The organism is Streptomyces spongiae (assembly GCF_009377185.1).
GTDB lineage: Bacteria > Actinomycetota > Actinomycetes > Streptomycetales > Streptomycetaceae > Streptomyces > Streptomyces spongiae.
Map to the genome: position 1 here is coordinate 1 of NZ_VJZC01000122.1, position 21,258 is coordinate 21,258.

Annotated in this window: 19 protein-coding genes and 7 pseudogenes; 10 read left to right on the forward strand and 16 right to left on the reverse strand. The window is 65.7% G+C overall.

All coding sequences use genetic code 11. The features are described 5' to 3' along the window. A pseudogene (locus tag FNH08_RS18815) lies at positions 1–135 on the reverse strand (response regulator transcription factor); the annotation flags it as partial. Between the two features lie 755 nt (positions 136–890). After that, positions 891–1,556: a maleylpyruvate isomerase family mycothiol-dependent enzyme gene (locus FNH08_RS18820; protein WP_152772656.1), complete on the reverse strand. Its 666-nt coding sequence runs from the start codon at positions 1,554–1,556 to the stop codon at positions 891–893. Positions 1,557–1,758: 202 nt separating this feature from the next. On the opposite strand from FNH08_RS18820, the gene FNH08_RS18825 reads away from it, so the two are divergent. Then, the gene (locus FNH08_RS18825) at positions 1,759–2,667 is read left to right on the forward strand and encodes a class I SAM-dependent methyltransferase (protein WP_152772657.1); all 909 of its coding nucleotides are present in this window, start codon (positions 1,759–1,761) and stop codon (positions 2,665–2,667) included. 174 nt (positions 2,668–2,841) lie between these two features. Beyond that, positions 2,842–3,537, forward strand: a complete 696-nt coding sequence (locus FNH08_RS18830; RefSeq protein WP_152772658.1) for an alpha/beta fold hydrolase — start codon at positions 2,842–2,844, stop codon at positions 3,535–3,537. A gap of 382 nt (positions 3,538–3,919) precedes the next feature. On the opposite strand, the gene FNH08_RS18835 is transcribed toward FNH08_RS18830, so the two are convergent. Next, entirely contained in the window at positions 3,920–4,102 is a 183-nt protein-coding gene (locus FNH08_RS18835) for a hypothetical protein (protein ID WP_152772659.1), read from the reverse strand. On the opposite strand from FNH08_RS18835, the gene FNH08_RS18840 reads away from it, so the two are divergent. Then, positions 4,086–4,517, forward strand: a complete 432-nt coding sequence (locus FNH08_RS18840; protein ID WP_152772660.1) for a hypothetical protein — start codon at positions 4,086–4,088, stop codon at positions 4,515–4,517. The two genes, FNH08_RS18835 and FNH08_RS18840, sit on opposite strands and share 17 nt — an antisense overlap. A 213-nt stretch (positions 4,518–4,730) precedes the next feature. On the opposite strand, the pseudogene FNH08_RS18845 reads toward FNH08_RS18840, so the two are convergent. Then, positions 4,731–5,306: pseudogene (locus FNH08_RS18845) on the reverse strand (DinB family protein); the annotation flags it as partial. Positions 5,307–5,548: 242 nt separating this feature from the next. On the opposite strand from FNH08_RS18845, the gene FNH08_RS18850 reads away from it, so the two are divergent. After that, positions 5,549–6,106, forward strand: coding sequence for a hypothetical protein (locus FNH08_RS18850; RefSeq protein WP_152772661.1), 558 nt, complete (start codon positions 5,549–5,551; stop codon positions 6,104–6,106). On the opposite strand, the pseudogene FNH08_RS54010 reads toward FNH08_RS18850, so the two are convergent. The 4 genes and pseudogenes from FNH08_RS54010 to FNH08_RS18870 all read right to left on the reverse strand — a co-directional run. Further along, positions 6,025–6,333: pseudogene (locus FNH08_RS54010) on the reverse strand (DUF6879 family protein); the annotation flags it as partial. The gene FNH08_RS18850 and the pseudogene FNH08_RS54010 overlap by 82 nt on opposite strands. A gap of 123 nt (positions 6,334–6,456) precedes the next feature. Continuing rightward, the gene (locus FNH08_RS18860) at positions 6,457–6,684 is read right to left on the reverse strand and encodes a hypothetical protein (RefSeq protein WP_322724809.1); all 228 of its coding nucleotides are present in this window, start codon (positions 6,682–6,684) and stop codon (positions 6,457–6,459) included. 154 nt (positions 6,685–6,838) lie between these two features. Next, the gene (locus FNH08_RS18865; RefSeq protein ID WP_152772662.1) at positions 6,839–7,045 is read right to left on the reverse strand and encodes a DUF397 domain-containing protein; all 207 of its coding nucleotides are present in this window, start codon (positions 7,043–7,045) and stop codon (positions 6,839–6,841) included. Beyond that, on the reverse strand, positions 7,042–7,890 hold the full coding sequence (locus FNH08_RS18870; protein WP_152772663.1) for a helix-turn-helix domain-containing protein: 849 nt from the start codon (positions 7,888–7,890) through the stop codon (positions 7,042–7,044). The genes FNH08_RS18865 and FNH08_RS18870 overlap by 4 nt, the downstream gene beginning before the upstream one ends. A gap of 204 nt (positions 7,891–8,094) precedes the next feature. Here FNH08_RS18870 and FNH08_RS18875 point away from each other — a divergent pair, with 204 nt between their 5' ends. Continuing rightward, positions 8,095–8,766, forward strand: coding sequence for an ATP-binding protein (locus FNH08_RS18875; protein ID WP_152772664.1), 672 nt, complete (start codon positions 8,095–8,097; stop codon positions 8,764–8,766). A 128-nt stretch (positions 8,767–8,894) separates the two neighbouring features. Here the strand turns inward: FNH08_RS18875 and FNH08_RS18880 are convergent, their stop codons facing one another. The 3 genes and pseudogenes from FNH08_RS18880 to FNH08_RS54015 all read right to left on the reverse strand — a co-directional run. Then, on the reverse strand, positions 8,895–9,407 hold the full coding sequence (locus FNH08_RS18880; protein WP_228034216.1) for a GNAT family N-acetyltransferase: 513 nt from the start codon (positions 9,405–9,407) through the stop codon (positions 8,895–8,897). A gap of 78 nt (positions 9,408–9,485) precedes the next feature. Beyond that, positions 9,486–12,632 (reverse strand): DUF3427 domain-containing protein, encoded by a 3,147-nt coding sequence (locus FNH08_RS18885; RefSeq protein WP_322724811.1) that lies wholly within the window; start codon positions 12,630–12,632, stop codon positions 9,486–9,488. Positions 12,633–12,756: 124 nt separating this feature from the next. After that, positions 12,757–12,873: pseudogene (locus tag FNH08_RS54015) on the reverse strand (DUF899 domain-containing protein); the annotation flags it as partial. Positions 12,874–13,158: 285 nt separating this feature from the next. Here FNH08_RS54015 and FNH08_RS53555 point away from each other — a divergent pair. Then, complete coding sequence (locus FNH08_RS53555) at positions 13,159–14,148, forward strand: YDG/SRA domain-containing protein (protein ID WP_152772665.1); 990 nt, start codon at positions 13,159–13,161, stop codon at positions 14,146–14,148. Here FNH08_RS53555 and FNH08_RS52045 read toward each other — a convergent pair. The 3 genes and pseudogenes from FNH08_RS52045 to FNH08_RS18905 all read right to left on the reverse strand — a co-directional run. Next, positions 14,096–14,398 (reverse strand): annotated as a pseudogene (locus FNH08_RS52045) (DUF559 domain-containing protein); the annotation flags it as partial. The gene FNH08_RS53555 and the pseudogene FNH08_RS52045 sit on opposite strands and share 53 nt — an antisense overlap. Before the next feature lie 3 nt (positions 14,399–14,401). Then, positions 14,402–14,701, reverse strand: a pseudogene (locus tag FNH08_RS18900) (serine hydrolase domain-containing protein); the annotation flags it as partial. Positions 14,702–14,834: 133 nt separating this feature from the next. Further along, complete coding sequence (locus tag FNH08_RS18905) at positions 14,835–15,647, reverse strand: amidohydrolase family protein (protein WP_152772666.1); 813 nt, start codon at positions 15,645–15,647, stop codon at positions 14,835–14,837. A 307-nt stretch (positions 15,648–15,954) separates the two neighbouring features. Between FNH08_RS18905 and FNH08_RS18910 the strand changes: the two genes are divergently transcribed. The 3 genes from FNH08_RS18910 to FNH08_RS18920 all read left to right on the forward strand — a co-directional run bounded on the left by FNH08_RS18910 (position 15,955) and on the right by FNH08_RS18920 (position 17,973). Then, positions 15,955–16,662, forward strand: coding sequence for a hypothetical protein (locus FNH08_RS18910; protein ID WP_152772667.1), 708 nt, complete (start codon positions 15,955–15,957; stop codon positions 16,660–16,662). 204 nt (positions 16,663–16,866) lie between these two features. Then, positions 16,867–17,409, forward strand: a complete 543-nt coding sequence (locus FNH08_RS18915; RefSeq protein WP_322724814.1) for a GNAT family N-acetyltransferase — start codon at positions 16,867–16,869, stop codon at positions 17,407–17,409. A 186-nt stretch (positions 17,410–17,595) separates the two neighbouring features. Beyond that, a complete protein-coding gene (locus FNH08_RS18920) occupies positions 17,596–17,973 on the forward strand; it encodes a nuclear transport factor 2 family protein (protein WP_152772669.1) in 378 nt (125 codons plus the stop codon). A 76-nt stretch (positions 17,974–18,049) separates the two neighbouring features. Here the strand turns inward: FNH08_RS18920 and FNH08_RS18925 are convergent, their stop codons facing one another. Together FNH08_RS18925 and FNH08_RS18930 are read right to left on the reverse strand one after the other, a co-directional pair. Further along, on the reverse strand, positions 18,050–19,066 hold the full coding sequence (locus FNH08_RS18925; RefSeq protein WP_152772670.1) for a hypothetical protein: 1,017 nt from the start codon (positions 19,064–19,066) through the stop codon (positions 18,050–18,052). Between the two features lie 167 nt (positions 19,067–19,233). Continuing rightward, complete coding sequence (locus FNH08_RS18930; RefSeq protein WP_152772671.1) at positions 19,234–20,754, reverse strand: glycoside hydrolase; 1,521 nt, start codon at positions 20,752–20,754, stop codon at positions 19,234–19,236. A 271-nt stretch (positions 20,755–21,025) separates the two neighbouring features. Between FNH08_RS18930 and FNH08_RS18935 the strand changes: the two are divergent. After that, positions 21,026–21,258: pseudogene (locus FNH08_RS18935) on the forward strand (class E sortase); the annotation flags it as partial.

Genomic DNA, 21,258 nt, shown 5'->3' on the forward strand with positions numbered 1-21,258 from the left:
CACCCGCGCCAGCCCCAACTCGTACGCCGCAATCACGGCTTGTGCCCGATCCCGCAGTTCCAGCTTCGCGAACAGCCGGTTGATATGGGTTTTCACCGTGTGATCCGTGATGGTGAGCCGGCTCGCGATCTCCGCGGGGCGCTCTCGGGCCGCCGCCAAGTGACCGCTCGGAGAGGGAGCCTGGGGACTGGGGATGACGGCCCGCCCTGGTCGTCGTCCCGGCCCCGGTCCTGCTGCGAGAGGGCCAAGGCCCCGACCTCATGGGTCCACCCGCCGACCGCGGTCTCCGACACCCGCCCATCGCGTCAGGGGATGAGGTTCAGCTCGCGCGCCGTTACGGGGATGGTCGGGCCCCTCGTCCGGTTGCACGGCCCGGCCGCTCACGCGGACCGAATGGGACGCGACGCCTCGGCGCCTGAGCCCGCTACCGGGGCGGTGCCGTACCGCAACCCAGGACAGGCCGTCCGGGCTCCGCACCGGCAGCCCTCCGGTACCCGGCGACGGCGAAGCAGCCCTCTCCCGGTCTTCCCCGCCGCCCCCGTTGAGGCCGCCCGGCCAACAGCAACCCGCGGTGGAGGGGTGAGCGTCAAGAGTGAAGCGAAGCGGAATCGGCGCAGCCGACGCCCGAAGGGCGCCCTTGACGCTCACCTCGGAACCACCATTCTTGGGACACCCGGGCGGCCTTGAGCACCGCGCGGCCCAGGCACACCTCTGTCGGCGTACGGATCTCTGTGTCCAGCCGCGTACACCGAAACGTCTCCACGGAATCTGGTGGCCCAGGCGCGGCGGAGGCCGGACGCCGGTTGACTCTCCCATGCGGTCTGACCATGGACGTGCTCTGCGGGATGAGGGCACGACCGGATGGAGCCGATCTCCTTGGCTCAGCACGGTTACGCCATCCCGCAGCGTCTGCGGAGGAGCTCCACACCATCGCCTTCGAGGTCGTCGCAGTACGTCGACCGCCCGGTCATCGCCATCACCAGGGCCAAGGTGGTACCGGAGACGAGTGGCCCGGAACCGGTCGCGAAAGGGCCGTCATCCGCGACGAGTCTCAGGCCGCCGATACGTCCCTTGGCAACGACCACGAGGTCCGAGCCCTGGTAGTACTCAGCCAACAGCGTGACCATCTCGATCGGGTACTCACGACCGATGCCAAGCGGACGCCGGATGTCTTCTCCGTGCACGATGGTCTCGCCCAGCAGGGCTATGGCAGGCAGGGGAGGCTTGGTCGTGCTCAGGACCACGCGCCGGAATCTCTCCAGCGTCTCAGCCGGGGTGGCGCCCAGCTGCTCGGCCAGCCGCATGGCCACCTGCTTGTCGAAGTCAAACCGACAGCGGAGCACACCCGCCAGCCACCGCAGGGAGTTGAGGCTCGCTGCCGCGGTGAGGTGCGCCAGCACCTCGCGCACCGTCAATTCGGTGCACAGCGACGATGTTGCCCACTGCTCGTCAGTCAGGTCCGCGAGATCAGCGGCCAGCGCCGTTCGCTCAACGTGGATCAGGGGCCAGACTCCAGTCCCCCGGCTGCGGTCTGCTGTCAGTTCCGGATCAGTCATGCGGGAGCGTCTCCTGTCAGGGGTAGTGCTGCCCGGGGCCGGACCAGGTGACGTCCGGCATGGGCGTTCAAGGAGAAGACCCTTGCCCCGGACCAAAGTCATCGCCCGTGAGTGAACTTCCTGAACCTCCGTGGACCCGACCCCGTTCGAAGCGCCGGAAAACCGGTGGAGCCGTCGGAGCATGAGTCCGTACCGTCCGTGAATGACCTATCTGAGCCCCCTGGGATATCTGCTGGGCATCGAGGGTGCCGCTTTGCTGCGCGGCATCAGGGAGGCGAGCGCTGACCAGGCGTTCGTCGAGGCCCGGATCGCCGAGATCCGCACCCTGCTGGACGCGCCCGCCCTCGCGCATGCCGAGGGGGTCACGGCGACTCCGGGCACGATCACCGCGGCCGACGTCTACCAGGAGTGGGCGCCGCACTATGACGCCCCCGGCAACGACATGATCGACGTCGAGCAGCCCGTTGTCCGGCGCATCCTGGACAGCCTGCCCACCGGCACGGTGCTCGACGCGGCCTGCGGGACCGGCCGCCACACCGCCTACCTGCGTGAACTCGGCCACGATGTGATCGGCGTAGACGCCTCGCCCGAGATGCTCGCCCAGGCCCGCAAGCGCCTTCCAGATGTCGAATTCCACGAGGCCGACTTGCACCAGCTGCCGCTTCCCGACAACGCGGTCGACACAGTCGTCTGCACACTCGCCCTGACACACGTCCCCGAACTGGCCCCCGTGCTCGCCGAGTTCGCGCGCGTCCTGCGCCCTGGCGGACACCTTGTGCTCTCGGATGCCCACCAGCTGGTGTCCTACCTCCGGCCGACCCTGCCCCGCCGTCCCGGCCCGGACGGCCGCCCGTCCCTCCTCCCCGAATACCACCGCCCGCTCAGCGCCTACCTCGCCGCAGCCCTCCCACTGGGCTTCCAGGTCCGGCACTGCGAGGAACCGCGCCGCCCGCGCCACTCCCTCGACTCCGACACCGCGCCGGACCCACTCCCGACCCACATGTCCTGGGACCTGCTGCACTGGTGCCCGGAAGCGTCGGCCGCGGCCCTGGACGATTCCCCGCTCGTGGCCATCTGGCACTTCCAACTCGAAGGCGCCCCGAGGGTCTGAGCAACCCGACCAGATCAACTGAGACAACGCCCGGCATCCGCTGCTCCAGGACCACCTCACCGGAGATTCCCAGCACCCCCGGGCCTCCACTTCTCCCTTGCTCTGCCACAAGCCTCCACAGCAGAACTGAATTCAATTATGGTTCAGCTTGTATCGTCGGCGAGGAGGTCAGTCATGGCGTTCGTTCTCATCCATGGGGCAAGCTTTGGCGCGAACTGTTGGGACGAGCTGATCCCCCATCTGAGTGCCGAAGCGTTGGCGGTCGACCTTCCGGGGCGGGGGACCAGGGCTGAAGTCGACTTGGGTACGGTCACTCTCGCGGACTGCGCCGATGCGGTCCGCAAGGACGTCGAAGCGAAGGATCTGCGCGACGTGGTACTGGTCGGTCACTCCTTCGCGGGCGTCACGATCCCGCGTGTCCTGGACCTCATACCTGACCGGATCCGCCACGTCGTCCTCGTGTCGGCCGTGGTGCCGGAGGACAGTTCCCGGGTGCTTGACCAGATCGATCCCGGAGTGCGGGGTCTGGTGGAGCAGTCCATCGCCGACGGCGTCTACCACCAAACCCGCGAGGGCGCCGCCGCGATGCTGTGCAACGACATGGACGAGGCAACCGCCGCGTCCACCCTGGACCGCCTGGCCGACGACTCGGCCGCCCTGCTGAGCGAGGCTGTGAACCTGAACGGCTACAGACGCGAGATCCCCCGGACGTACGTGCACCTCACGCGCGACCAGTGCTACGTCGAGGAACTCCAGCAGCGATCCATTGCGCTGCTTCGGCCCGACGTCATCGATCTCGACACCGGCCACATGGCCATGATCAGCGCGCCCGAAAAACTTGCCGCCGTCCTCAACGCCATCCACGGCTGACCGCCGCCTCGGCCTGCTGCAGGAGTTCAGCAGAACCTTCCAACCGGCGGCGAAGTGACGGCCAAGCTTTGGCCAGTACCGCCGCGAGCAGGGCGGCGAAGCTCCGCACCGGCAGGCCCCGGCACCCGGCGACGGCGAAGCGGAATCGGCGCAGCCGACGCCCGAAGGGCGCTCTTGACGCTCCCCCCGGAACCGCCATTCTCAGGACACCCGGGCGGCCTTGGGTAACTCGCTGCTCCGGCCCGCCTCATGAAGTTCTGCCCCTTGGGGCCAGTGAGCGCCCTTTTCAACCTCACGTTGAGGGCGTGTGACGGGGAAGACCGCAGTGCTTCCTCACATGTGCTTGCCCGACTGCGCCGCGACATCGGTCTGGCACCGGTGATCAGCTGCGGTCTTCGACGCTGCTGTCGGTGATCGCTCGGAACAGCTCGCGAGCCCGCTCGCAGAACTGCTCGACCTCCGTGTTGTCCGGCTCGTCACCGTCCGCCAGCATCCGGGCCTGGAGCTGGCCAGCAGTCGGGTCCTGCTGCGCCAGTAGGTTGGGGACTATGGCACTGGCGCACATAGTTCTCACTTCAGGCCGCTCGATCGAACTCTCGGACGTGCGACTGTCCTCGACGTATGGCGGGATGTTGGAGGGGTACCCGTTCCGGCGCTGGAACGACCTCAAGCTGGAGCGCCTGCTCAGGAGCGTCGAGAAGGATCGTCCCTCAATTCCGGTGCACCTGGTCGCGCCGGTCCGGGAGCTGCCAGACCTCCCTGCTGGTGGTTTCGGCCCGGTCGAACTGCTGCCTGCAGTGACGTGCGTTGGGTCGTTCACCTCTCAGCCGATCGATCCGGAACGAGAGTCGGTGCTGCACCACTCTGCACTGACCGTCGTGTGGTTCCAGGCGACTCCCGACATCCCGTCAGGCGAGGACGCCGATCACGGTCTCCGCAGCCTCTGCTGGGACGCCGCCGCGAGAGACTTCGAACGTTAAGAAGGTCAGCTCCAGCGCGTTCGGGCGACCGGTTCTCCTGAATATCCCGTGCTCCGGGGCCGGTCAGATCAGGTCATGAGGAGTATCCGTATGCGGAGCAGGTCGAGGTTGGCTCGGCCGTAGCCCTTCAGCTTGATGCGCGTGACCTGCCCCTCGACCTGGCCCGAGCTCCAGGAGTTGCGTGGTGTCGTAGGAGCCAGCGTGATCGGGCTTGGCGACGGCTGCTTTGGCGGCTCGCTCGATCTTCGCGCACTGGGCTTCCCAAAAGGCCGCGTCGCGCTGGGGAGTCGCGTACTGGGCTGTTGTGCCTGTGGACTCGTCGAGTTGTTCGCGCAGGATGTCGGCGTGTCCAGCGTGCCGGCTGGTCTCGGTGAGCATATGGACCAGGATGTTGAACAGCTTCACGTTGGGGCGTGGCCACCAGGGCACGTAGCCGGGAGAGTCGATGGCGAGGGCGGTGATCGTCGCGTCTGAGTGCTCCCAGACACGACGGTAACGGTCGACGATCTCCCCACGTGTCTCGTGCTCGGTCGCCCACATGTCGGCACCGCGTTCCCCGGCGTCGTCCCACCGGGGCAGAAGTTCGGGGAACGGCCGGTCGAAGACTTCGCCGAAGTACCTGGACTCCCAGATCGACAGGTGCTTGACCAGGCCGAGAAGGTTGGTGCCCGTCGAGGTCAGGGGGCGGCGGATGTCGTACTCGCCGAGTCCGTCGAGCTTCCAGAGCATCGCCTCGCGAATCTCTCGCAGATCGCTGTGCAGGTACTCTTTCGCGAAATCATCGATCACGAGGTACGAGCCTGTCATGTGCCGTCGGCAGGCCCAACCTGCAACCAGCACGGTCACGTCTGGCGTCAACGGTCGGAGTTGGCCGCGCTTTCCGGCTTGAGTTGGGCCCACTTCGTGAGTGAGGCCGAGATGGATCAGGCTTGAAGCGGCTCCGGCTTCAGGTCTGTTCCGGCCCCGGGGCGCGGCTATCGGCGCCCTAAAGCCTGGCGACGCTGACGCCGCCAGCTGTCAGACTTCGCGCCATGACCCGACCCGACCTGACTGAGACAGAACACCTGAAGGAGATTGAGAGACTTGCCCGAGAGGTCCAGTCCGCGGCTCTTCGGGAGGGATGGCTTTCCTATGCCCCGGACCCTGAGAACGCGACCGGTCTGCAGCGGTCTGTGAATGCACTTGCCCGGGCTCTGCGGCACTACCACTTTCCTGGAGATGGCTGCGTCGAGGAGGACCGGCCCCTGGTCGAGTTGGCGGGTGTGTTGATCATCCGGCCGGGAATCATGCCGTCCGAGCTGAACGAGACGTATGAGCAGGCCTGCCTGCGCATAGGGGTGGAGCCCCGCGAGGAAGGGTGGGCTCTGTGGAACACCTGGGGGAAGGGGCAGGCCCGCATCACCATGGTCGTCTCCGCTGTGGACGCCACCGAGGGACTGCTCGCGAACTGGTCGCGAGGCGTGGACATCCATCCAGTCCTGCCCCTGCCCTCGCAGGTCGCTCTGGTTCAGCAGGGCTGGGCCGGACCCATGACTCTGTCTCCGCTCGCCGCGAAGAAGGTCGGCTTCCCAGGCCGGAGTAGGGCTTGATCCATCTGGTGAGCACGAGAGCGCCAGGCTCGGCCATGAGTGGTTCTTCTGCTGTTTGGCCTTGGTCTGTGCGAGGCGGTAGGACTCGGTGCCGGTCTCGATGCGTTGTGCCCACTGGTCAGCTCGTACACGTAGCGTACGTAAGGTGAGATTGGCTCGGAGACGATACGAGCGCGGTGCACGTTCACGCCTCGGGCCACTGCTGCCGAAACCAGCTTGATCCACCAGGGCCAGCGCTCCGCCGGATCGAACCGGTCACCCGCAGCCCAGCCTTGATAGTCGTCGTCGAGGCCGTACGCGTCCTCATCTCCAGGTGATACGCGCTGTGCTGGGCGGAGCGGAACAGCTCCTCAAACGTCGGCTCCGGCATCGCCGTTCACCTCCGGGAAGAACTGCATCATGCGCCTGGGGAACTCGATCACTGTTTCATGATCCGGGATGTCCATCTGCGCCAGGCGCTCCGCGTCCGTGACGCGCCACCCTTGCAGGATGTAGTTCCCGGTCTCGTCGTCCAGGTACACGGTCGGGGAGCCGTTGTTGGGACTCTCCGGGTCCTTGCCCAGCCGATGCAGCGCCACGATGCCCTCTGATGCCGTTGGTGACGATCGATGTGACCAGGCTTGCGTCGGATCGTCCGCGCGCGCCAGCGACTTGCATGAACTTCTACGAGCAATGCCATCCGAGGCGATCTTCGTTCGCAACGCCCACGGGGAAAGTGGCAGAGGGCTGCCTTCAGCTCCTGTGACTGGAACACTGACTCAGTGATGAGGCCATGAACCTGCCCCACGCCTCAGCCGACACCGCGACATGGGGTCCCTGCGGTTTCTTGGAGTCACGTATCAGGATCCCGGCGGGCACGGGCGCGACCTCCACGCACTCCGTTCCACTGCCTCCGCTGTAGGAGGACTTGAACCAGTGGAGGACGGGTGGCGTCGTCATGAGGGCTCCTGGCTCCTGCGGTGGATCAGTTCCTTGGATGATTCGAGGTCGAGCGCCTGTGCGCTTAGGTACTGGAACGCCAACCTATAGCGATCCAGTTCCTGGGGCTTCTCCATGAACAGCCCGCCGCCAAGGAGGTCTGCGTAGACCACGTCCAGCTCGGGCGTTGGCCCACGAAGGATCGCAAAGCTCCCGACTGCCGCAGCGTGGGCGCCGGTTGAGAAGGGGAGCACTTGGACCGTGATGTTGGGCCGCTTGCACATGTCGAGTAGGTGGCGCAGCTGATCGCGCATGACTTGGTGACCGCCGACAACGCGCCGGACGGCAGCCTCGTCGATCACGCACCAGATGTGCGGTGGCTCGTCGCGCTCAAGCAGTTCTTGCCTCTTCATCCGGATGTCGACCATGTGTTGGACTTCTCGTTCTGGACACTGCACTTCCGAAGCGCGATGCACAGCTTCGGCGTAAGCACGGGTCTGGAGGAGGCCTGGAACGTACATGCAGGCGTAATGGTCTTCGCGTACCACCTCGTCTTCGAGTGTGAGCATGAGATTCATGGACTCGGGGATGGGGTCGGCCAGTGACCTCCACCAGCCTTGGATCTTGGCTCCCTTCGCAAGCTCGACCAGCGCAAGCCGTTCCTCATCGGAGGCGCCGTACTCACGGCAAAGGGCGTCGACAGCAGGCCATTTGACTGTGCCCTCCTTTGTCTCGTAGCGACTGAGCGTCGCCTTCGAGATGCCGACGCGACCGCCTGCATCCTCAAGGGTTAGCCCCTTGAGCTCACGGAGACGACGCAGGTCGGCGCCCAACTGACGCCTACGGGTGGTAGGTCCGACTGCCATGTTCAAAACCTTTCATGTCGATCTGTCAGATCGTGGAGCGTGGCAGAGAGCGGCTGCAACGTGGCGCGCGCCGGGGGGCGTGCACTGCGTGGACGCGCTTCCGTGAGGGCAAGATGAGAGTTCCATTTTGAGAGTCTCGATGCAACTCTATGTGCAGGATCGATTGCACAACGCAACTCGACCTGGAGTCAGAGGGGTTGAGCGATGACCTGCACCGTGGGTGTAACGAGGAAGCCCTGGAGCCTTCCGTTCGTGGCGGAGGCCCAAGAGGTGGCGTCCCTGCGTCGCGTCATGCGGCTGCACTTGGGGCTCTGGGGTCTGCACGGAGTCATCGACGACGCTCAACTCTGTCTCAGTGAGCTTGTCTCGAACGTCATCAGGCACGTCGGGGTCGGCACTCCGGCGACTCTCGTTGTCTCCATCAGTGGCACCCGCCTGCGTGTCGAGGTCCACGACCCCGACACGCGCGCTCTTCCCACTCTCGTCGACGCAGAGACCAACTCCGAAACAGGGCGTGGAATGGCCCTCATCGACGCCATTACCGACAGATGGGGCGTCCAACTTCAGGCCGAAAAGAAGGTGACCTGGTGCGAGTTGGCCACGGAACTGCCCGCTGCCGACGGACACTGCGGAGGCCTACGCGTGACCCGAGCCGAGGCGCTGCTGAGTGTGTACGGCCACGAGCGAGTTCTCCTACCGAAGCCGGCGCGCTCCGGCGCTCTCAGCGTGGCAGTGGCGGAGGAAGCGGCGATCGACATGATCGCCGATGTGCTCCACTGGCTGCGGGCTCACGGATGTGACGCCGACGAGGCACTCGATCGCGCACAGACTCACTATGAGGCGGAAATCTCGGAGGCCGACGGCAGCGAGAAGTAGGGTTCGGGCCATTCAACGGAGCCGTCAGCAACTGCTTGAGGCACATGCTGTAACAGAAGAGCTGGCCACGTCCTGGAACCTGCGCGCCGGCGGACCGTGGCCTGAAGTGCCACCACATGACCGTCTCATCAGGTTTGGTCGCCCGAGGGGGCAATATAGGAATGCATCTGCGCGACGCGCCCGTCGGCTGTAATCCAGTCAGCTGCGGAACTGCCGACGTAGCGCCATCCGGCACGCTCATAGAGGTTGATGGCGGCGGTCGCCCCGGCTTCGACTTCTAGAACGGGCCTGAGCCCGTCGGCTTCAGCTACGTCGATCGCCTTGTCCAGTAGCCTCGCGGCCACCCCTCGTCGGCGGGCACCGGCACTGACGAAGAGCCGCGCCACGGACACCAGGCGCTGCGAAGGCAGCCCGACAGCGAGAGCCAGCGCCTCCCCGGGGCGAGCGAGGACCAGATGACCCAGGACGGCCGAACCATCTACGGCCACCCAGGCATCGAGCATGCTTCGGGGAGTCAGCCAACCTTCGGGATCGACAGGCCAATCCACTGGATAGCGATCTGCCGCATGGACCGTGGCGAGTGCCTGGACGCAGCCCTGCATGTGGTCATCGGCGCGAGGCTGAATCGTCAGTTCGTTCATTCCGGGATCTTGACACGTCGCCGTTCACGATGAACTCCCCCCTCCACACTCCGGGAAGGGCGCTCAGAAAGATCGAGGCTAGCTTGCGTTGATGGCCGCATACGACCACACGTCGGCTGGTAGTTCATGCTCCAGACGCCACGTGATCGCCATTGGCTTGCTGCCTGTGTGAGCTTCGTAGGTGGCGGGGCCAAGAAGCATCCACGGTTGAGACTTGCCGATGTCGGTGTTCTTGTAGCGGCGCATGAATAGCAGGACGTGGCTGCCTCCTTGAGCGTGGTGCTGGTAGCGCATCCCTGTCGGCGAGTTCGCCGCGGTCGAATTCTGGGACTCCCAGTGGAAGAGTGTGGGGCTCAGTGCGTAGTCCTTGTACCGGACGGTGGGCGAGAAGTCCTTCTCGTTCTTCTCCAGGGTGACTAGGAGGGCGTCCGTTTGGATGTCATCAACCCACTGGACGCCTTGTGCGAAGGACCTGGGCATCTGACCACCGAAGCGGGCCACCCCGAGCGCTGTCAGAATCTCGGAGCGGTTGTAGGAGCTGTGGACCTTCAGAGGGATGTGGCTGTGGCTGCCCGACAGGGAGATCGGGAAGTGGTCCGCCTGCTCGATGACGTACGAGAGTACTTGCCGGAGTTCATTGCGAACCGCATGGTGATCGCGCAGAGATTCGAGACCTTGCTGGAAGCTCGTGAAGCCTCCTGCGTTGTCCCACAGGTTGAAGAAGAGCATGCGGGCGTATGCCTGATCAGTGGGAGCCAGTGCCTCGTAGGGCAGTACGTCGTCGGCGAGGAGGCGGAGGTAGGCGTTGGCCCGTTCAGGGTCGTCGACGTGCAGGAAGGCGTGGACGCGCTTGAGGAGGGCCGCTTCTCCATCAGGGGCAGTGCCGTTGATGAAGCCCGCCCGGCGGAGGACTGTCGTCCAGGAGTTGTCACTCTTGTAGAGCTCTTTGATCTCTCTACGGCTCTCGCGTAGGTAGTCCGCCAGTTGCTGAGTGTCGTAGGCCTTGACTTCGCTGACCAAGGTCTTGACATTGGCGCTCAGTTGGGTACGGATGTTATCGAGTACCAGGTCCTTGGCCTTTCCTTCCAGGATGATCTGGCACCCGGATGGAAGCAGCGGGAAGTCATGCTCAAGGTGATCGACGAGCCGGTTTCGAGAGAGGTTCGTCAGGGCTCGGAACTGTTCCTCGAAGCGGAACTCGGCTCGGTGCTGGCCGATGAAGTCAAGGACGGTGAGCACGGGCTTGGTGTCGGTGCGGCGCAGTCCTCGGCCCAGTTGCTGGAGGAAGACCGTGGCGCTGTTGGTGGGGCGTAGCAGGAGGAGCGTATCCACGTCTGGGATGTCGAGGCCCTCGTTGAACAGGTCCACTGAGAAGATGACTTGGATCTTGCCGTTGCGTAGGTCAGACAGCGCTTGAGCGCGTACGGCGGCAGGCGAGTCGCTGTCGAGGGCTGTTGCTTGCAGGCCGGCCTGCCGGAAGAAGTCCGCCATGAAATGGGCGTGCGCCTTGGTCACGCAGAATCCCAGCGCGCGCATGGCTCCGGGCTGAGAGATCTTGTCTCGGATCTGCTTGACCACGATGCGGGCTCGCGCGTGGTTGCCGGTGTAGAGGTTGCCGAGCTCCTGGTCCGCGTACGTGCCCTTCTGCCAGACGAGGTTCGTTAGGTCTGTGCCGTCCGGTATGCCGAAGTAGTGGAAGGGGGACAGCAGTTCGTTCTCAAGGGCCTCCCAAAGTCGCATCTCGGCTGCGATGCGTCCCCCGAAGAACTCGTCTTGCACATTGAGGCCGTCCATCCGCTCGGGTGTGGCGGTTAGGCCGAGCAGTTCCTTGGGCGTGAAGTGGTCTATGACTCGACGGTAGGTGGCGGCCGTGGCGTGATGGAACTCGTCGATGACGATGATGTCGAAGTGGTCGGGGGCCAGTTGTTCCAGGCGCTGGATGTTCAGAGACTGCACGCTTGCGAAAACGTGATTCCAATCGCGTGGGTCTTCACCTCCGTGCAGCAGCTCACCGAATGAGGCGTCGTCCAGCACCTCCTGGTACGTGCGCAGAGACTGCTTGAGGATCTCCTTGCGGTGGGCGACGAACAGCAACTTCGGACGACCGCTGCCGAGCTTCTTGCTCAAGTTGCGATAGTCCAGGGCTGCCATCACGGTCTTCCCGGTACCGGTCGCCGCGACCAGGAGGTTGCGGTTTCGCCCGCGGATCTCTCGCTCGACCTGGAGGCGTTCCAACATGTCCCGCTGATATGGGAAGGGGTGTACTTCTAGTCCCGAGAGGTTGATCTTCAGGTCAGCAGTGGAGGTGGAGCCGCCTGCCTGGGCCAAGGCTCGATCGAGGCGCTCACCGTGGTGCTCGGGGTCGTAGGTCTCGAAGGCGGAGTCGTTCCAGTAAGCGTCGAAGGTCGCCTCGAACTTGTCCAGCACCGCCGGTGTTGCGATGGACGACAACCGTACGTTCCACTCCAAGCCGTCGAGGAGCGCAGCCTTCGAGAGGTTTGAGCTGCCGACGTACGCGGTGTCGAAGCCCGTGTTGCGCCTGAACAGCCAAGCCTTTGCGTGCAGTCGCGTAGATCGAATTTCGTAGTTGACCTTGACTGTGGCGCCGAAGTCGCGGACGAGGCGGTCGAGTGCGTGGCGATCGGTGGCGCCGATGTAGGTCGTTGTAATGACGCGGATCGGCACGCCACGCTCCTTGGCGGCGCGCAAAGAGTCTTCCAGTACGCGAATGCCGTACCACTTCACGAACGCGCAGAGCAGGTCGATGCGGTCTGCGGTCGCGAGTTCCGCCCGGAGTTCGGCGCCGAGGCTGAGGTCTTCGGGGGAGTTGGTGATGAGCGATGTCTCGGACAGGGGTGTGAGCGGGCGTAGCGCGTACACACCTTGAGCCTCCTGATGGGCGAGAGCCAGGAGCTGTCGAGGGCCGTCGACGATGGTGCTCACGGTCTCGGCGTCAGTGAAATCCGGCGCGCCGGTGGCCAAGGATTCGAGGATGCGGTTCGCGACCATGACTCGGTCTTCGGGCGGAAGCTGGCTCAGCCTTCGGCCGACAGCTTCGCCGATGTGGCGAGCCAGCACATGGGGGGCGGACTCAGGAGTGACCTCGACATCGATGGCTTTCCAACCTGCGGCCTCGAATCGCTCCAGCTCGACGTGCACGTCGCGAGTGATCAACTTCTCGTAGATACCCGCGATCGGCTCCGACTGGCCCCCTGGTACTGCCACGACTGCTCCCCTGATCCCTCGTGGTTCTCGTGCACGCTCACTCGCGTCGTTATGGATCTGTTCTAACAGCAGTCACTGACATTCGAAGGGGATGCGCTGAAGGTGATCGCTAGCCCTGCGGTACCTAACACCCCTGCGGCACGGGGCGGCTGGTCGGGCTCCAAGCGTTCCCATCTGCGTCCGACCGCCAGTACCAGCACGCCTGGCGGTCCACGGATGGGTGCCTCTCGTGGGCATCACCGATCACGGGTCAGCCCTCGGTGGCCGGAACTCATCAAGGCAGGGCCCCGGGTGGGGGAGGGCTCACAACCAGCAGGACCTCCAGGACCTGTCAGTCGGAGGTTCCGTGGCACTCCTCGTACGCGCGTCGAACCGTACCAACAAGCCGATTGCCTTTGGGGAGGCCAAGTCGAGGCCGCTGGCACTTGGGATGTTGAGCGGTTGAGGTGAGGACTCACGGCTCACAACTGGACAACCATGACTATGAAGTTGACAGAAGTGATCACAGTGGCGCCACTATGGACTAGTGGAAATCGAACGAGTCATCGGCCATGTCGAGGGTGCCCCTGTGGGCAAGGTCTTTCACCGGCGGTTGGACGTACTACGCGCGAAGTTACACAGGGCCAACCAGAAGGGCATCTCCTGGCTTGTTGACGAGGATGGTCGAGAAGTCGCGGACGCCATCGTGTTGCACGGTGGTTACGAGGACGATGAGGACCACTGGGACTGGGTGCGATATACAGGAGCTTCCCCGGACAAGGACAAGGACCCGAGCAACGGAAAGCTGTTACGTAGCCAGTCGTGGTCATATCGAGATAACGCAGCCCTGAAGCTTAGCTACGAGCGCAAGTATCCGATCCGTGTAATCCGCGGATTCGAGGGTGATTCGCGATACTCGCTTCCTGATGACTACAGGTATGACGGCCTGTACGAGATTACTGCCATGCGTACGGCGATTTCTAAGTCGCTGGCCCCGGATGGTTCGGAAATAAATATCTGTCAGGTCGATCTGGAGCGTTTACCTAATCGCCTTCAAGTGCCTAGCCCTGTAGAGCGTCACGTTGTCCAAGCGCTGGACGAATTGGACGAGGATCAAGGCGCGGAGAAGTACCCTGACACGCGAACCATGCAGGTGCAGCGAATCGTGCGAGATGCCGCGGCGGCTAAGCGCATCAAAAGGCTTTACGAGGGAGAGTGCCAATTATGTGGCCTCCGTCTGGCAGGGCCGGATGGTAAGCCCTACAGTGAGGGTGCTCATATAAGGCCCTTGGGTAAGCCTCACAACGGGCCTGACGTTGAGCCGAATATTCTCTGCCTCTGTCCCAACTGTCATGTGCGCCTCGACATCGGAGCTGTTGTCATAGACGAGGACTGGTCAATCATTGTTCGTGCTGGTTCGGTTGGTGCTGTTCTCTTGCCGAAGCTTGAGATGAAGGGTTGGCACAAGGTCCATCCCGACTACATTAGCTACCACCGTGAATGGTGGACGAAGGGTGTTCACCCGAGGCAGGAGTAGTAGGACGGGGCCCCGGCAGCTGTTGCGGCGAGCTATCGCGCTGTTCCCTCACAACGCCGTTGACCTGTTGGGCGATGTCTTCGGCGGCCTCGTGCTCCCAGTAGCGCAGTACCGTCCAGCCTGCCGTCTCGAGATGCTTGGTGATCTCCCGGTCCCGAGCCATGTTCTTGTCCAGCTTGGCCCTCCACCACTCGGTGTTCTGCTTCGGCTGCGTCGCGTGCTCAGAGCAGCCGTGCCAGAAGCAGCCGTCCCTGCCCGACATCCCCAGCGGCTCCAGGATCAGCCGCTGCGTCTCCTCGGCCAGCGTGCGGCCGGTGACCTCCTCGACCAATAACTTGGCCAGCACGTAGTTGGTGTTGGAGTAGCTCCAGTCCGTCCCCGGCTCGAACCGCGCCGGCTTGGACAGCGCCAGGCGTACCAGCTCCTCCGGCTGGTAGGTGTGGAACTGGTTGTCCACGTACTCCTGGCCCTGCCAGGGGATCCCCGGCACGACCGTCCCGTCGTCGTAGTACTCGCCGGTGTAGTTGAACAGCCCGCTGGTCTGCTGCAGCAGCCGTGTGGGCGCGGGGCGGCTGGTCTGGCGGCCTCGGACGGGTGTTCCTCGTGGACATTGCGCGCGCTCGCTTATCAGGCCGCCGTCCACCTTGCGGCGGTCCTCATATGGGCCCGGCGGTGACGCGGTGCGGTCAGAGGTTGAAGATCCGTCGAGCGTTGCCGGACAGGAACAGCTCGGTGGTCTCCTCGTCCAGGTCCAGTTCGCCGAGGTGCTCCAGCGCCTGGCCGGGAGTGATCATGGGGTAATTGGTGCCGAACAGTACCTTCCTGCGGCCCCGGCCGCGCAGGTAGTCGACCAGCTCGCGTGGGTAACGGCGGGCGGTGTAGGCGCTGGTGTCGATGTACACATTGGCGTGCTTGTCGGCCACCGCGATCATCTCCGTGGTCCACGGGTACCCGATGTGCCCACACACGATGGTCAGCTCGGGGAAGTCCAGCGCGACCTGGTCGATGTAGGGGATGGGGCGGCCGGTTTCGGACGGACGCAGTGGGCCGGTGTGCCCGACCTGGGTGCAGAAGGGGATGCCGAGGTCGACGCAGGCGGCGTACAGCGGGTAGTACAGCCGGTCGGTGGGTGGGAGCTGCCAGAGCCAGGGCACGATCCGCAGGGCCACGAAGCCGAGTTCCTCTACGGCTCGGCGCAGTTCCCGCACCGCCTGGACCGGGCGGGTGAGATCCGCGCCAGCCACCCCGCGCAGCCGCCGGTCGGACTGGGAGACGAACTCGGCCACCTCATCGTTGCTGATCAGCGGCCCCTGGGGCCCGTACCAGGCCGCCGACAGGCCAATCTCGACATCCGCCGCGGCCATCGCGGCCACCGTGGCCTTGACCGGCAACGGCTCCTCCAGCAGGCCCCGCCCCGTCCACCGGCGCAACGACTCGAACATCTCGTGGTTGGAGTGACGGAGCGTGGGGTGCTGCATCCACGCATCGATGACCGGCATCAGACTCGCTGCCCCTCTCCCGGCGCCGCTGGCGATACTGCACCCGAAACGGCTAAGCGATCGCTTACCGCGACCCTAGCCTCTGCGCACCGTACACAACCACCCTCGCCGCGATCCGGCTCCGTCCCTGACCTGCCGCGCGGTCCTTAGACCAGCCGGGCGTTGCGGCTGGCCCGGCCAGGGGATCGTCCGTCGACGGCACGGCTTCCCGCAGCCGCAATCATCGGCCCGTCCCGGGCTGGATGCGAACCTGACGTTGTCCAGCAGATGTCCTGCCCGGCAGGACTCAAAGATCAGGAAGCGGGCAATGGGCGTTCCGAAAGAGCCTTCGAAACAAACGGATTCCACGCCCCCGACCATCGGAGAGATTCAGGCCACGCTGGGAAAGCGGCTGGACGACGTGGCCAAGATCCTGGCTGGTGCCCTCGTGGCAGTGGCCGGCATCATGACCACCTTGGGACTCAACAGCAAGTTCGTATTCGTCGCACTCAACAACAGGTCGTGGCCCATCTACGTGGCCTCGCTCTGCGCCATCATTTCCATTGTCTGCAGCATCACCGCCTTACTCATCCGCCCCACAGCGCGCGGGGTCCTGTGGGAGACGGGTGTGCTCGTCCTCGGCGTCATCTTCTACATGGCTTCCCTGAGCATTGCCGTGGTCGGCGCCGCCCAGGCCGCAGGGGGAAACGGCCGCCCGACCATCACCGACGTCAGACTCGACGGACCTCGCTCCAACATGCGGCTGCGCTTCGGCGTGCACGCCGACGGCGTCCAGAAGTGGGCGCACATCGAGGTGTCCGTAACTCCGCTTCCCTCCGAGAAGCCGGGAGACCTCTACTGGAGCGTGCTCAGGCCTGACGAACAGGGCGAGATCGCGCAGCAGATCGACATCCCGTTGTCACCTCCGGCCGGGACGTCGGTGATTTCGATTTCGGCCCTCAACCCCGACACTCCGGGGGAATGCCTGACCAAGACGCAGCGTGGGCCGGCGTGCACGGAACTCCACATCTCCTGAGCCGGACCGCATTTACGTGATCCGCGGCTGGACTCCAGTATCACGAGAGCGAGAACAAGGACAGTTCCTGAGCCTTGGCCGCTCCAGCACGGCGGAGAAGCGCAATTGCCTCGCGTGCGCGGCGCGCCGCGATCTACCCTCGCGGCTATGACGTCACACGATGCGCCTGAAGGCTCCCGGATCGCTGCCGGTGGTGCCGGGCTGGTGATCCGGCAAGAGACCGCTGACGATCATCGAGACGTGCGCGAGGTTCATACGCGCGCCTTCGGTGACAGCGAGCGGGTTCCCGGGCTCGTGGAGGCACTCCGCGTTGCGGAGGCTGTGTTGGCGCCGATGTCCTTCGTCGCCACCGTTGATGACCGGGTCGTCGGGCATGTCCTGCTGAGCGCGACGCGGTTGGACGCTCCGCGCCGGATCGTGGACGTCCTGTCCCTGTCACCGCTGGGCGTGGTCCCGGAGTTCCAGCGTCAGGGCATCGGTACTCAGCTCATCGCGTACGCCCTCGCGGCGGCCGACAGCCAAGGTGTGCCGTTGGTATTCCTGGAGGGTTCGCCGCGTTACTACGGCGCGCGTGGTTTCGAGGGTGCCAGTGCGGTGGGCTTCCGTTCGCCGTCGCTGCGTATTCCTGAAGCCGCGTTCCAGGTCGCCCGGTTGTCCGCTCACGAGCCGTGGATGACGGGCACCTTCGTCTACTCAGAGGTCTTTTGGGCCTTTGACTGCGTCGGTCTGCGCGACCCCGAGGCCTGAGGGGCCGGCCTCGGGCACTCGACCCCGCCGTCACGGGCTGGTCTTCGTGGACCGGGTCCTGGTCACCCTCGAGCACCCGAACATCGTCGTCAGCGGCAGTGAGGGTACGGCTGCTTTGAGGGAGGCGAGCCAGGTCGCCCAGGGCTTCAGGGCCGGGGTGTCAGTGGCTCGTGCGAGGGTGGCCCCATGGAGCCGTTGGGAGTGGTTGAGGCGTTGTGGGATCGGATCGAGGCGCGCGACTGGGCAGGTGTCGCCGGCTTGTTCGCAGAGGACGTCGTGGTCGAGTGGCCGGTCAGCGCGGAGCGCATCGTTGGCAGCAAGAACTTCGTCGCGGTGAACGCCGAATACCCGGGGGGCTGGTCGATTCGGGTGCTGCGGATCGTGGCTGACGGCAGCGAGGTGGTCTCCGAGGTCGAGGTGCCGCATGACGAGTTCGGCGTGTTCCGCGTGGCCTCGTTCTGGACCGTCCAGGAGGGACGGATCGTGCGCGGCCGGGAGTACTGGACGAGTGTGGGGGCTGATCCGCGCCCGGAGTGGCGGGCGGCTCTGGTTGAGCCCATGTGAGGCGGCGCTGCCGCTCGCGGGTGGTTCGACGGGCACCCTCCCCGGTGGGGGAGGGCGCCGCGACCAGCACGACCTCTCAGGCGGAGGTTCCGTGGCAGTCCTCGTACGCGCGGGTCGAACCGCACCAGCACACCGTTCCTCGCTGCGGGGGCCATGTGACCGCCCGGCCGCGGGCCGCCAGCGTCGTCGCGTACTGCGGGAGCAGGGTCGTGTCCGCCGGGGAGGAGCCCTCCGAGGCTGCGAAGGCTTCGTATGACGGGACCGTGCCCGTCACGATGCCCAGGTTCGGGGTGCCTGAGGCGGCCAGTTCGCGTAGTGAGCCCTCTATCGTCGCCAGGTGCTCGCCGTGCGACGGGTACTCCTCTGTCAGCGTCGGGTACGCCGTGATCAGTTCCTCCAGTTCGCCTGTCGGCCAGTGGAGGACCGCCACCGGGAACGGGCGGGAGAGGGCCTCCCTGTAGGCGCCGAGTTCCGCGCGTAGGCGGCTGATCTCCGCTTCCAGTTCCGCCGGGTTGTCCGAGCCCAGGGACCAGACGCGCTTCGGGTCGTGGAGTTCGTCCAGGGAGACCGAGGAGGAGTGGAGGGTGTCCGCGAGGGCGTCCCAGTCGTCGTGGGGGGCGCCGAGCATGCGGCGTACGCGGTGGCGGCCGAAGAGGAGGGCGTGGGTGGAGTACGGGGGGTCCGTCACGCCGGAGAGGAGAAGGGTCGCGCCCTCGGTGAACGTGTCCTGGGCTGCCTGCAGCTCGTCGTGGGCCTCCAAGGCCTCCGCCGCGATGACCCAGGTGGCCGCGTCTCGGGGGGCCGCGGTGCGGAGGCCGTCGATGATCGCCCTCGCCTCCGCCTCGTGGCCGTACTCCCAGAGGTTGGACGCCTTGAGGGCGCGTACGAGGTGGGGGTTCTCCAGGGAGTCGTCGGACGACAGGAGGCGGTCGTAGAGTGCCGTCGCGGCGGGGCGCGCGCCGGACAGCTCGAGGTGGGCAGCGGCCTGCACGAGCAGGTGTTCGGCGTCCTCGGGGTGGAGGCCGGCCGTCCGCTCCAGGCGGGCCGCTTCGGCGGGGTGGTCGACGTTCTCGGCAGCGGTGTCGGGGCGCATGGGTGACACCGTACTGCCGTTGGTTGACGAGCATCAGACAGCCGCTGGCCAGTGGGCGCCTGTGCTCGGTCTTCTTACGGATGCGGGCCAATGGGTCAGTGAGGTTCACAGGGCCCTGCGCTGTGCTTCACAGGGCCCTGTGGGAGGAGGGAGCGAGGGCGCGCGCCTTACAGCGTCACCCCGTCCACCTGCAGCGTCTGCACCGCCCCCGCCGCGAACGGCACGCTCACCGTCTTGCCGCTCAGGGTCGTGTTCGAGTACGCGCGGTAACGGTCGCTGCCGCTGGAGGTGTGGGTGTTCCAGCGGGGGACCAGGCCCCCGGAGCCGCCGGTCACCGTGCCGAAGCGGGAGAGGTCGAAGGTCAGGGTCTGCGCGGAGGTCGACTTGTTCACCGCCACGATCACCAGGCGGCGGGACGACGCGCTGTACGCCGCCGCCGCGTAGTCCACGCCCGTGTCCAGGATCGTCATCCCGGGGCGGATGTGCCGGCTGAACTGGGCCATCACGTAGTACTTGGTCTGGACGGTGGTCGGCTGCAGTGTGCTCGCGTCGTACGCGATCATCGCCCAGCCCGCCGTCGGGTCCATCACCTGCCAGTAGACCCAGGCCGTCGGGTGCAGCCAGCGGAAGTCCAGGCAGAGGTTCGACGCCAGTGTGAGGCCCGTGCCGTCGCCGTCGCCCGTCTCCGAGTTCCAGAGTTTCTTGCCGGATGTGGTGACCACGTCCGTGTAGAGCAGGTCGCGGCGGCCGCCGGAGCCCTGGTAGCCGTGCACGTTGACCTGGTTGACCAGGGCCTTGGTGGAGGAGCCGAAGGACGCCCAGGTCGAGCGGGCCGTGTCGTAGTTCGTCTCGTCCGAGGCGGAGACGCGGATGCCGGTCAGGCCCCGCTTGTCCAGTTCGCTGCGCATGTACGGGAGGACCGCGGCCTGGACCGCCGGGTCCATGTGGCAGCCCTCCTGGGTGCCGGTGGCGGTCCACCAGGTGGAGGCCGGCTCGTTGAAGGGGTCGACCGTCGCGAAGTTCACGCCCCAGTTGTTCTTGGCGTAGAGGGCCACGGCGGCCAGGTGCGAGGCGTGCTGGCGGTAGTTCCAGGTCTGGAGGTTGTTGCCGCCGCCCGAGGCGCCCGACGGGTTGTGGTTGCTGCACATCCACCACATCGGGGAGTTGGCGAACAGCTCGGTCGTCGCGCCCCGTTGGACGGCCTTGGTCAGCATGGCCCGCTGCGTCGCGTCCGCCGTCCAGTCCCAGGCCGAGGAGGTGGCGTCCTCGTTGTTCCAGTCCTGCCAGAAGCCCTCGATCTGCTTGAAGGCGGGGATGTTGGGCGACGCGGCCATGCTCTCGCCGCTCACGCTGTTCCAGCTGCACGCGCCGAGGTTGTAGCGGGCGATGTTGAGGCCCAGGCCGGGGAGCGAAGTGCCGTTGTACGTCACCGAGTTGGTCGTGAAGAAGGCGTCGGCGAAGTCGTTGCGGGTGCCGAAGACGTTCGCCCACCAGGCGAGGGAGGTGCCCCAGCCCTCCCATGTGCCGTACGTCGTACCCGGGTTGACCGCGATCGTCGCGTCGGCGCGCGCGACGCCCGTGCCCAGGGCACCGCCGAGGAACGCGCCGCCCGCGGCGGCCAGCAGGGCCCTGCGGCGGAAGGTGGAGGGGCGTGGGTCCTGAGGGTCGGGTCTGTGTGATGCGGTCATGTCAGCTCCGAGGGGGCGCGGGTGCCGGGGGCGAGCATGAGAGGTGAGGCGGCAGAGCGCCCAGGGGGGAGGGCGCGCTCTGCCGTCCTCCGGAAGAGTCGGGGGTGACGGGTGGTGTTGTCGAGAGGTGTGACAGCGCTTTCTCGGGTTTCTTTCAAGGGTTGTGAGAAGGGGAGTTAAAAGGGGGCTCAAAAGCGGTCGGTGCCCTGTCGCCCTGGTGAGTTGCAGGAAGGCGCCCTATCGTGCGGCCCCCGGCAAAGGAGGCGTACGCATGCGGGCTCCCTCCGTCGTCCACCACGGCACCCGGCGCCGGCGTGCCGCGTACCGCCGTCTGCTGTGGAGCTCCGCCGAACTCGCCGTCACCCTCGGGGTCGTCCTGCTGCTCCTCGTCGCCCACCAGCTGTGGTGGACCAACCGGCAGGCCCGCGAGGGCGCCGAGCGGAAGGTCGAGGCGCTGGAGCGGGAGTGGGGGTCGGGGGCGGATGCGGGTTCTGATTCTGGGGC